This window comes from Meiothermus granaticius NBRC 107808, assembly GCF_003574355.1.
In the GTDB taxonomy this organism is placed as follows: domain Bacteria; phylum Deinococcota; class Deinococci; order Deinococcales; family Thermaceae; genus Meiothermus; species Meiothermus granaticius.
Window position 1 is genome coordinate 81,177 of the sequence record NZ_QWLB01000008.1, and the last position, 10,183, is coordinate 91,359.

At 63.2% G+C, this 10,183-nt stretch carries 10 protein-coding genes; 5 read left to right on the forward strand and 5 right to left on the reverse strand.

Going from position 1 to position 10,183, the window contains the following annotated elements; genetic code table 11:
* Positions 1–5 precede the first annotated feature (5 nt).
* The 5 genes from Mgrana_RS04425 to Mgrana_RS04445 form a co-directional block, all read right to left on the reverse strand.
* Entirely contained in the window at positions 6–1,037 is a 1,032-nt protein-coding gene (locus Mgrana_RS04425; RefSeq protein ID WP_119356390.1) for an extracellular solute-binding protein, read from the reverse strand.
* Between the two features lie 47 nt (positions 1,038–1,084).
* Complete coding sequence (locus Mgrana_RS04430) at positions 1,085–1,882, reverse strand: ABC transporter permease (RefSeq protein WP_206075048.1); 798 nt, start codon at positions 1,880–1,882, stop codon at positions 1,085–1,087.
* Entirely contained in the window at positions 1,879–2,823 is a 945-nt protein-coding gene (locus Mgrana_RS04435) for an ABC transporter permease (RefSeq protein WP_119356391.1), read from the reverse strand. The genes Mgrana_RS04430 and Mgrana_RS04435 overlap by 4 nt, the downstream gene beginning before the upstream one ends.
* A 2-nt stretch (positions 2,824–2,825) precedes the next feature.
* Positions 2,826–3,911: an ABC transporter ATP-binding protein gene (locus tag Mgrana_RS04440; RefSeq protein ID WP_240631245.1), complete on the reverse strand. Its 1,086-nt coding sequence runs from the start codon at positions 3,909–3,911 to the stop codon at positions 2,826–2,828.
* A 71-nt stretch (positions 3,912–3,982) separates the two neighbouring features.
* The gene (locus Mgrana_RS04445) at positions 3,983–4,420 is read right to left on the reverse strand and encodes a 23S rRNA (pseudouridine(1915)-N(3))-methyltransferase RlmH (protein ID WP_119356392.1); all 438 of its coding nucleotides are present in this window, start codon (positions 4,418–4,420) and stop codon (positions 3,983–3,985) included.
* A gap of 305 nt (positions 4,421–4,725) precedes the next feature.
* On the opposite strand from Mgrana_RS04445, the gene Mgrana_RS04450 reads away from it, so the two are divergent.
* The 5 genes from Mgrana_RS04450 to Mgrana_RS04470 form a co-directional block, all read left to right on the forward strand.
* Positions 4,726–5,832: a thiamine pyrophosphate-dependent dehydrogenase E1 component subunit alpha gene (locus Mgrana_RS04450; RefSeq protein WP_119356393.1), complete on the forward strand. Its 1,107-nt coding sequence runs from the start codon at positions 4,726–4,728 to the stop codon at positions 5,830–5,832.
* A gap of 63 nt (positions 5,833–5,895) precedes the next feature.
* Positions 5,896–6,870 (forward strand): alpha-ketoacid dehydrogenase subunit beta, encoded by a 975-nt coding sequence (locus Mgrana_RS04455; protein ID WP_119356394.1) that lies wholly within the window; start codon positions 5,896–5,898, stop codon positions 6,868–6,870.
* A 7-nt stretch (positions 6,871–6,877) separates the two neighbouring features.
* Positions 6,878–8,320, forward strand: a complete 1,443-nt coding sequence (locus Mgrana_RS04460) for a dihydrolipoamide acetyltransferase family protein (RefSeq protein WP_119356395.1) — start codon at positions 6,878–6,880, stop codon at positions 8,318–8,320.
* Positions 8,321–8,366: 46 nt separating this feature from the next.
* Complete coding sequence (lpdA, locus tag Mgrana_RS04465) at positions 8,367–9,758, forward strand: dihydrolipoyl dehydrogenase (RefSeq protein ID WP_119356396.1); 1,392 nt, start codon at positions 8,367–8,369, stop codon at positions 9,756–9,758.
* 56 nt (positions 9,759–9,814) lie between these two features.
* Positions 9,815–10,183, forward strand: a 369-nt coding sequence (locus tag Mgrana_RS04470) for a septum site-determining protein MinC (RefSeq protein WP_119356397.1), incomplete at its 3' end; no start/stop codon positions are given.

Genomic DNA, 10,183 nt, shown 5'->3' on the forward strand with positions numbered 1-10,183 from the left:
TCGGGTTAGCGCTTCAGCCGGGTCCAGACCTTGTCGCGCAGGTCAATGGCCTTCTGCGAGCAAATCTTGTTGGGCCGGAAGCGGCTGGTCAGGTTGGCGGGGGTGTTCACGGCAGGGTCGGTTTTGAGGGCGGGGTCAAAGTAGGCCGAGGACCCCTTGATGCTGTTGTTGTAACCGGTGAAGTTCGAGGCCACCGCAATGTTTTTGGGGTCCATCATCCAGTTGATGAACCGGATGGCTCCGGCCTTGTTCTTGGCCCCTTTGGGCACCGCGAAGTTGTCGTTCCAGAAGGGCAAGCCCTCCTTGGGGTAAACGAACACCGCGGTGGGTAGCTTCTCCTTGGTGCGGTGGGCGGCTCCGTTCCACTGCTGGTGCATGATGACTTCCTTGGCCTGCATCCGCTCGATGGTTCCATCGGAGTTGTAGGCGGCCAGATAGGGTTTTTGCTTGAGCAGCACCTCCAGGATCTTCTCGGCTTGCTTGGGGTCTTCGGTGCACTGGTCAAACCCCAGATAGTAGGCCGCAGCACTGTACAAGTCGCTGGCATCGTTGAGGGCCACCACCTGGCCTTTGAGGGCCTCCGGTGGCTCAAAGAAGGATTTCCAGCTGTCCTCGAGCTTCCCCCCCGGAACCCGCGCGGAGTCATAGGTAAACCCGGTTACACCCCACATGTAGGGCGCACTGTACTCCCGCTTGGGGTCAAAGGGCGGTTTGGTAGAAAAATCGGCCACGTTTTTAAAGTTGGGCAACTTATAGGTGTCAATCTTCTCCAGGAGCCCCTGATCAATCATGATCTTGACCATGTAATCGCTGGGCACAATCACGTCGTACCCGGTAGCCCCGGCCTTGAGCTTGGCCAGGAGCGATTCATTGGAGTCGTAGACATCCAGGTTAACCCGGATACCGGTCTCCTTCTCAAACTGCTTGAGCAGCTCCGGCGGGATGTAGTTGGACCAGTTGTAGAGGTTGATGCTCTGCCCCTGGGCCAGGGCCAGAGGGGCTAGAAAAGCCGCAAGGATACCGATGGTTTTCTTCATACCTTCTCCTCCTTAACCGCGCATCCGACACTTGGGGGACACCGGGTTCAGCGCGCTTGTCCCCGCTGCCCAACCACAAACGAGAGGGCCACCAACAGCACCGAAACCCCCAGCAACAGGGTGGAAATCGCATTGACCTCCGGGGTGATTCCGGTACGGATCATACCGAAGATATAGACCGGCAACGTGGTAGCCCCGGCTCCTGCCACAAAAAAGGTGATCACAAAGTCATCCATCGAGGTGATGAAGGCCAGCATGGCCCCAGAGACAATTCCGGGAACCAGCAGGGGCAAGGTGACCCGGCGAAAGGTGTGCCAGGGGCTGGCATATAGATCGGTCGCGGCCTCGGCCAGTCGAGGGTCAAGCCCCTCGAGCCGGGCCCGGATCGGCAGGTAGGCAAACGGAATGCAGAATACCGTGTGGGCCAGAATAACCGTGAGCAGACCCAGCTGTAAGCCAATGGCCAGAAAAAACAGCAGCGAGGCCACCGCGGTCACAATTTCTGGAACCAATAGGGGCAACCCCACCAGGCCGTTGAACAGGTTCTGCCCGCGAAACCGGCGCCCGGTCATGCCCACCGCGGCCGCAACCGCCACAAGGGTGGAGAGAAGGGTGGCCGCAGTCGCCACAATCAGCGAATTCTGGGCGGCCCGCAGGATGTTGGGGTTGTCCAGCACCCCCTTGTACCAATCCCAGCTAAATCCCGTCCAGATCGTGGCCACCTGGTTGGCGTTGAATGAAAGGGCCACCAAAACGAAAATTGGCACATACAAAAACGCAAAAAACAGCACCATCACCCAGAACAAGCCGGGAAAGCGCCAGAGGGGGTTGCGGGGGTTGATCATAGCAGGCTCCCCTTACCCCGAAAACGCAGGGCGTAGATCAACATAAACAGCAGCACCAGCGCCAACAAGGCGAAGGAAAGCGCCGCCCCAAAAGGCCAGTCGCGCGAAGCCCCAAACTGTTGCTGGATGAGGTTACCGATCATCAAGCTCTTGGCCCCGCCCAGCAGCTCGGGGATGTAGTAGGTGCCCAGGGCGGGGACAAACACCAGAATGCAGCCCGCGATTACCCCCGGTGCGGCCAGCGGCAGCACCACCCGCCACAGGGCCTTCCAGCGGTTGGCATAGAGGTCAAAGGCGGCCTCGAGCAAGCGCCAGTCCAGCTTCTCCAGGCTGGTGTAGATCGGCAGCACCATGAAGGGCAAAAAGGCATAGACCAGGCCAATTTGCACCGCGATGGGGGTGTACAGCAGATCCAACGAGCCCTGCAGCAGACCCATTTGCTTCAGCCCCGATTCAATTAGCCCACCATTGCGCAGCAGCAAAATCCAGGCGTAGGTGCGCACCAGGAGGTTGGTCCAGAAAGGGATGGTGACCAGAAAGATCAGCCACTGGCGACGGCGGGGGGTCTGCAGGGCGATATACAGCGAGACCGGAAAACCGATCAGAAGGGTGATCAGCATGGTGATGAAGGCCAGGCCGAAGGAGCGCGAGAAGATCGAGAGGTAGTCGGTATTGAGCGAGAGCGAGTCGTCGAGGTTCCGGTCGAAGAGGAACTTGATGTAAGCCTCGGGGGTATAGTGCCCCCATCTGACCCCGCCAAAGCTGCCCGGCTCGAGCCAGGACATCAGGGCCATCAGGAGCATCGGGAGCAGCATGAGCCCCACCAAAACGAGCCCAGCCGGCAGGATCAGGGCCCAGCGGGTCAGCAGATCCCGGCGCTCCAGCGCCCGCCGGGCCGAACCGCCGGCAATAGAGGTGACCTCGCGCGAAGGGGTGGCCATCTCTACTCCTTCAGCACCCGCACCGCTTCGGGCGGCAACTCAAGCCCCACCGGGTCTCCCGGCCTCACCAGTTGTAGGGCCCCCAAGCGATTCTGGGAGCGCACCTGAAATGGCTCCTGACCCGGCAGCTCGAGCAGGTAAATGGTGTCGGTGCCCTTGTAAACCACATCCTTGACCCGAGCCGATATCCCGCTTCCGTCCGCGCTCAACCGGGCTCGCTCGGGCCGGATCGCCAGGGTCACCTCCCCATCGGGGGTGTGGACGGGGGTGGGCAGGGAACTGCCGTCCGGGAGCAAGAGCACCCCCCCTCGAGCCCTCGCCTTTAGGAAGTTGGTCTCCCCGATGAAATCCGCCACATAGCGGCTGTTGGGGGCATCGTAGATCTCGGTGGGGGTACCGACCTGAGCAATGCGCCCCTCCTGCATCACCGCGATCCGGTCCGACATGGTCAGGGCCTCTTCCTGGTCGTGGGTGACGAAGACAAAGGTGATCCCGGTCTCGGCGTGGAGGCGCTTGAGCTCGAGCTGCATCTCCTTGCGCAGCTTGAGGTCCAGGGCCGAAAGCGACTCGTCCAGCAGCAGCACCTTGGGGCGGTTGGCCAGGGCCCGGGCCAGGGCCACCCGCTGCTGCTGCCCGCCCGAGAGCTGAGCCGGTCTGCGGTTCTCGTACCCTACCAGCTTAACCAGCCCCAACATCTCCCGCACCACCTGGGCGATCTCGGCCCTGGGCTTACCCAGCATCTCCAGGCCAAAGGCGATGTTTTGCGCCACGCTCAGGTGGGGAAACAGGGCATAGCTCTGGAACACCGTGTTCACCGGGCGCCTATAGGGCGGCAGCCCCTCTAAAGGCTGGCCGTAGAGCCGGATCGAACCCTCAGTGGGCTGCTCGAACCCCGCGATAAGCCGCAGCAGGGTGGTCTTGCCACAGCCGGAGGGCCCCAGCAGGGTGAAGAACTCATTGTGGCCGATCTCGAGGCTGATCCGGTCCAGGGCCCGCACCCGCTCCGAACCCTCACCATAGACCATGCTCAAGCGCTCGAGAGCGATTGCCGCCGTATCCTTCACCGCCGAGACCGGAGCCGCTTCCAACCGTTCCCCCGCTAAATAATGCCAGAATCTAACACAGCCGCTCCTGAGGAGCAACCGCGGTACTCCACCGCTCAGCGGTGATAGGGCTCCCCCCGCTTCAGGGTCTCGGCCCGGTACAGCTGCTCCAAGAGCACCACCAGGGCCAGCTCGTGCTGTAAGGTGAGCTTGGAAAGCGCCCAAACCCAATCCGCCTCGGCCCGCACCGCCGGGGAAAGCCCCTCGGCTCCGCCCAGCAAAAACGCCACCCCCTTTTCCCCCTGCATCTCCCAGGCCCCCAGCCGGGCCCTAAGCCCCAGGGTATCCACCTCCTCGCCCCGCTCATCCAAGGCCACCCGCAGGTACCCCTGCGAGGCCCCCAGCAACCGTTCCCCCTCCTGCGCTGGACTCCCCTCCTTGAGGTAGAGCAGCTCGAGGCGAGTGTATCGCTCTAAGCGCGCCGCGTATTCCTGCAGACCCGCCTTGGCATAGGCCAACCGGGGCTTACCGATGGCACAAACTTTGATACGCATTTCGGTTCCCAGTCTAGCCCAGCGTTGTAGACAGGCCTCGAGCCCTTCCGTAAGCTACGGCCAATCCATGGCCCTGGCGAACGCGCTATAATTCCAAGCATCAAAGGTCTTTATGCCCAGCACCCTCCATGCCCTTTTTGTCACCGCTGCTCGGTGCATACCGCCTTTGCTCCAGCCTCAATGGGCTGGACTTTCCGTTTTCCCCGCGCTCGCCTTTACCCAAGGAGGCGCGGCCACGCCGTGGCCCTTACCCAGGGCCTAGCCAGTCAGGAACACTGGCCATCCCAGGTTCCTAGGAGGAAGGCATGATCAAGGATCAAATCGAGTTTCAACCCTTCACCCCCGAGCCCATTCGGGTGCTATCTGAGGAGGGGGTCTGGATTGCCCCGTTCGAGCTGGACTTGGACCCAGCCACGCTCGAGCGGTTCTACAGCGAGATGGTCGCCGCGCGAATGCTCGATGAGCGCTTCACCATCCTGATCCGCACCGGGAAAACCAGCTTCGTCGCCCCCCATTCCGGGCACGAAGGGGCCCAGGTCGCGGTGGCCAATGCCCTGCGCAAGGGCTTTGACTGGCTCTTCCCCTACTACCGCGACATGGGGCTGGCCCTGGCCATGGGGGTTCCGCTGGTAGAGATCTTCGGTCAGATGCTGGGCAGTGCCGCCGACCCGGCCAAGGGCCGTCAGATGCCCTCACACGCCGGCTCTAAAGCGCTCCATATCTTCACCGTCGGCTCCGCCATTGCCTCGCATGTCCCCCCCGCTACGGGTGCCGCCATCAGCATGAAGCTGCGGGGCACCGGCCAGGTTGCGGTCTGCACCTTTGGCGACGGGGCCACCAGCGAAGGCGACTGGCATGCCGGGGTCAACTTCGCGGCGGTACAGGGCGCCCCCGCGGTGTTTGTCTGTGAGAACAACCGCTACGCCATCAGCGTGGAGCTCACCCATCAGACCGCCTCCCCCAACGTCGCCGAGAAAGCCAGGGCCTACGGCATCCCCGGCTACCGGGTGGATGGGATGGACGTGCTGGCCAGTTTCTATGTGCTCAAGGAGGTGGTGGAGCGCTCGAGGGCCGGCCATGGCCCAGCCCTGGTCGAGCTGGAGGTCTATCGCTACGGCCCCCACTCCTCCGCGGATGACGACAGCCGCTACCGCCCTAAGGCTGAGGTGGAGGCTGCCCGGAAGCGCGATCCCATCCTGCGGTACCGAAAATTCTTGGAGGGCCAGGGTCTGTGGAGTGAGGCCGCCGAGGCCGAGCTCCGCGCCCGAATCACCCATCAGCTCGATACCGCTCTCGAGGAGGCCCAAGCCGCGGGTGAGGCCCCGGTGGAGTGGATGTTCGAGGACGTGCTATCCAGCCGCCCCTGGCACCTGGAAGAGCAGCGGAGAATCGTGCTGGAGGAGCTTCGCTAAAAGGGGCCTCGAGCCTTGCAGCCTTGCGGCTCGAGGCTGTGACCTGTGACGTGAGGTATTGTCATGCCAACCCTAACCATGATTGGGGCCATCAACACCGCCCTCAGCGAGGAAATGCACCGAGACGAGCGGGTGGTCTTGTTTGGCGAAGATGTAGGCAAGCGCGGCGGGGTCTTTTTAGCGACCGAAGGCCTGCAAAAGACCTTCGGTCCAGACCGGGTCTTTGACTCCCCCCTCTCCGAGGCGGCGATCATCGGGGCGGCGGTGGGGATGGCTGCCCACGGGCTGCGCCCCGTAGCCGAGGTGCAGTTTGCCGACTACGTGTTTCCCGGCATAGACCAGCTCTTTTCCCAGGCTGCCAAGCTCCGCTACCGTTCCGGGGGGCAGTTCACCGCCCCCATGGTGGTGCGGATGCCCACCGGCGGCGGGGTGAAGGGCGGGCACCACCACTCGCAGAGCCCCGAGGCCCACTTTGCCCATACCGCCGGGCTCAAGGTGGTGGTGGTCTCCACCCCTTACGACACCAAGGGCTTGCTCAAGAGCGCCATCCGAGACGATGATCCGGTGGTTTTCATGGAACCCAAGCGGCTCTACCGGGCCCTCAAAGAAGAGGTACCCGAGGAAGACTACCTCATCCCCATTGGCAAGGCTGCTGTCCGCCGCGAAGGCAGCGACATCACCCTGGTTTCGTATGGGGGACCGATGCTCGAGACCCTCAAGGCTGCCGAGGAGATGGCCGCTGCGGGGATTAGCCCCGAGGTGATTGACCTGCGCTCCGTGCTGCCTTGGGATAAGGAGGCCGTGCTGAGTTCAGTGGCCAAAACCGGGCGCCTGCTGATGATTTCCGAGGCCCCCCGCACCGCCAGCATTGCCAGTGAGGTCACCGCGACGGTCTCGGAGGAGCTGTTTGATCAGCTTTTGGCCCCGGCCACCCGGGTGACCGGTTTCGACATCCCGTATCCCTATGCTCAGGATAAGCTCTATATGCCCACCGTAACGCGAATCCTGAATGCCGCCAAGCGCGTGCTAGATTATTAGGAGCGATATGCCCAAAGAAATCGTTCTGCCCGAGCTCGCTGAATCTGTGGTGGAAGGCGAAATCCTCAAATGGCTGGTGGATGAGGGCCAGCCCCTCAAAAAAGACCAGCCCTTCATTGAGGTGATGACCGATAAGGTCACGGTGGAGTTGCCCAGTCCCTATGAGGGGGTACTGCTGCAAAAGCTGGTCAAGGAGGGCGATGTGGTGGCGGTACACTCCCCCATCGCGATGGTTGCGGAGCCGGGTGAGGTTGGGGGGGTCGTCAGCGACCGGAATCAAGCCTCCTCCACCAGCAACCAAGATTCGGTCCCGGACACCAATCGCCCGACACCCAACCTCCAGGCCCAGGAAGAGCGCAGCATCGTCGAGCCTGGTCGCGTGGTTGAGGATGACGGGGCCAGCCTTTCCCTGTTCAAGCCGGATGCCAAGCCGGAGCAGGTCAAGAACCCCTTTGCCCCTCGAGCCGCCTCCACCGCTGTCCTCGAGGCCCCTAAACCCGCCCCTTCGGGGCGAATTATTGCGGTTCCAGCCGCCCGCAAGCTCGCCCGGGACCTGGGGTTGGAACTGGCCCAGATCCCTGGGTCCGGCCCCAATGGCCGCATCCGGGTGGAGGATGTCAAGGCTTTTGCCCAAACCCCCCCTCCCGCAGCAGCCTCTTCCCCTGCGCCAAGCCCCCAAGCCAAAGCGGGCCCTGCGGGGTTCCCCGCCCCGGTGCAATACAAATCCCCCAAGGGCTATGAAGGGCTCGAGACCCGCGTGCCCCTGCGCGGCCTGAGGCGGGCTATTGCAAACCAGATGGTGGCCTCGCACCTCTACACCGTACGCACCCTCTCGGTGGACGAGGCCGACTTGACCGAGCTGGTGGCCCTGCGCGAGCGGCTCAAGCCGGAAGCCGAGCGCCAAGGGGTTAAGCTCAGCTACCTGCCCTTCATCTTCAAGGCCCTGGTCATCGCGCTGAAAAAGTTCCCCCCGCTCAACTCCTCCATGGACGAGGCCAAAGGGGAGGTCGTGCTCAAAGGCTATTACCACCTCGGCCTGGCGGTAGCGACCGAGGCCGGGCTGGTGGTGCCGGTGGTCAAGGATGTGGACCGGAAATCCATCCTACAGATCGCCGCGGAGATCAACGAGCTGGCCGAGAAAGCCCGAAGCAACCGGCTCTCCCCCGAGGACATGACCGGCTCCACCTTCAGCGTGACCAACATCGGCTCGATTGGGGCCCTGTTCAGCTTCCCCATCATCAACGTGCCCGACGCGGCCATCCTGGGGGTGCACTCCATCCAGAAGCGCCCGGTGGTGAACGACCGCGACGAGATCGTGGTGCGCCACATGATGTACCTCTCGCTCTCCTTCGACCACCGGCTGGTGGACGGGGCCGAGGCCGCGCGGTTCTGCAAGGAAGTGATCCGGCTGCTCGAGCGCCCTGAAACCATGCTGCTGGAAGCAATTTGACCCTTCAAGCCCTCGAGGCTGAGGTTTAGCTCATAATAGGTGAGGTATGGCAACCTACGACGTCATCGTGATCGGCACCGGCCCCGGCGGCTACCACGCGGCCATCCGGGCGGCCCAGCTGGGCAAGAAAGTACTGGCGGTGGAGGCGGAGTACGTGGGCGGGGTCTGCTTGAACGTGGGTTGTATTCCCACCAAAGCCCTGTTGCACGCTGCCGAGGAGCTCGAGAGCACCCGCCACAGTTCGGAGTTTGGCCTCGAGGTCAAAGAGGCCAGGCTCGACACCAAAAAGCTGGGTGGCTGGCGCGACAGCGTGGTCAAAAAGCTCACCGGCGGGGTGGGGCAGCTTTTCAAAGGCAACAAGGTAGACCTCAAGACCGGCTTTGCCAAGTTCGTTGACAAGAACACCATCGAGGTCGGGGGGGAACGCATCCAGGGCCAAACCTTCATCGTGGCCACCGGCTCCGAGCCCAATCCCCTGCCGGGCTTCGAGGTAGACCAGAAGGACATCGTGGACTCTACCGGGGCCCTGCGGGTCGAGGATAAGTTCCCCAAGCGCTTACTGTGCATCGGCGGGGGAGCGATTGGCCTCGAGTTCGCCCAGGTCTATAAGCGGCTGGGGGCGGAGGTCACGGTGATTGAGTTCATGGGCCAGATTCTGCCCGCCGCCGACCCCGAGACCGCCGGCCTGCTGGCCAAAGTTCTGGGCAAGCAGGGCATCGCCATCCGCACCAACACCAAGGGCGTGAAGGTGGAGAGGAAAAAAGACGGCCTCCACGTAACCCTGGAAGACGTGAAGACCGGCAAGCAAGAGACCCTGGTGGTGGACAAGATTCTGGTCGCCACCGGGCGGCGACCCCGGGGCAAGGGGCTGGGGCTCGAGGCCATTGGGGTCAAGGTGGACGAGCGCGGCTACATCCCCACCAACGAGCGCATGGAGACGGGCGTGCCCGGCATCTACGCCATCGGCGACGTGACCCGCCCCCCCCTGCTGGCCCACAAAGCCATGAAGGAGGGCCTGGTCGCCGCCGAAAACGCCGCTGGGGGCAACGCCGCCATGGACTACCAGATCCCCAATGTGGTCTACACCAGCCCGGAGTGGGCTGCCGTCGGCATGACCGAGGAGGAGGCCGCCAAGGCCGGGTACAAGGTCAAGGTGGGCAAGTTTCCCCTCTCGGCCTCGGGCCGGGCCCTGACCCTGGGTTCTACCGACGGGCTCGTTAAGCTCATCGGGGACGCCGAAACCGACCTGCTGCTGGGGGCCCATATCCTCTCCCCCGATGCCTCCGACCTGATCGCCGAGGTGGCCTTGGCCCTGGAGATGGGCGCCACCGTGACCGATATCGCCCTCACCGTCCATGCCCACCCCACCCTCTCCGAGGGGATCATGGAGGCGGCCGAGAACCTGCACAAGATGGCCATTCACATCGCCAACCGCTAATCCCGCTGGGAGCAACGGGCCCTATCCCCGGGGGTGGGTGTGGTATAACCTCAGCCATGCGCATCCGCGCCACCCTCAACGCCCTTTCCATCCGGCTCGATGGCAACGAGACCCCAGAGATGCTGCGCAAGGCCCTGGCAGACCTCCCAGAGTCCCCCCTCGAGGTCGAGGTGGGGGGTTCGGTCAGTCAGGAGGTGCTGGAAGCCCTTTTAGAGATCGGTCGCCCTCGCGGCCTGAGCTTGCGCCCCCAACGCGGTGAGAAGTTAATCCCCTACACTGAGGTGATTGACCAAACCCTGCGGGCCGGCAGCCGGATTGAGTCGCCGGGAACGGTGGTGATCTTGGGGGACGTGAACCCTGGGGCCGAGGTGGTGGCGGTGGGGGACATCATCGTGGTCGGGAAGCTGCGGGGGCTGGCCCATGCG

What these genes read in the sequence shown, in the direction of transcription:
- Mgrana_RS04425 (WP_119356390.1), bottom strand. Translation starts at nt 1,037, where the DNA reads ATGAAGAAAACCATCGGTATCCTTGCGGCTTTTCTAGCCCCTCTGGCC.
- Mgrana_RS04430 (WP_206075048.1), bottom strand. Translation starts at nt 1,882, where the DNA reads ATGATCAACCCCCGCAACCCCCTCTGGCGCTTTCCCGGCTTGTTCTGG.
- Mgrana_RS04435 (WP_119356391.1), bottom strand. Translation starts at nt 2,823, where the DNA reads ATGGCCACCCCTTCGCGCGAGGTCACCTCTATTGCCGGCGGTTCGGCC.
- Mgrana_RS04445 (WP_119356392.1), bottom strand. Translation starts at nt 4,420, where the DNA reads ATGCGTATCAAAGTTTGTGCCATCGGTAAGCCCCGGTTGGCCTATGCC.
- Mgrana_RS04450 (WP_119356393.1), top strand. Translation starts at nt 4,726, where the DNA reads ATGATCAAGGATCAAATCGAGTTTCAACCCTTCACCCCCGAGCCCATT.
- Mgrana_RS04455 (WP_119356394.1), top strand. Translation starts at nt 5,896, where the DNA reads ATGCCAACCCTAACCATGATTGGGGCCATCAACACCGCCCTCAGCGAG.
- Mgrana_RS04460 (WP_119356395.1), top strand. Translation starts at nt 6,878, where the DNA reads ATGCCCAAAGAAATCGTTCTGCCCGAGCTCGCTGAATCTGTGGTGGAA.
- lpdA (WP_119356396.1), top strand. Translation starts at nt 8,367, where the DNA reads ATGGCAACCTACGACGTCATCGTGATCGGCACCGGCCCCGGCGGCTAC.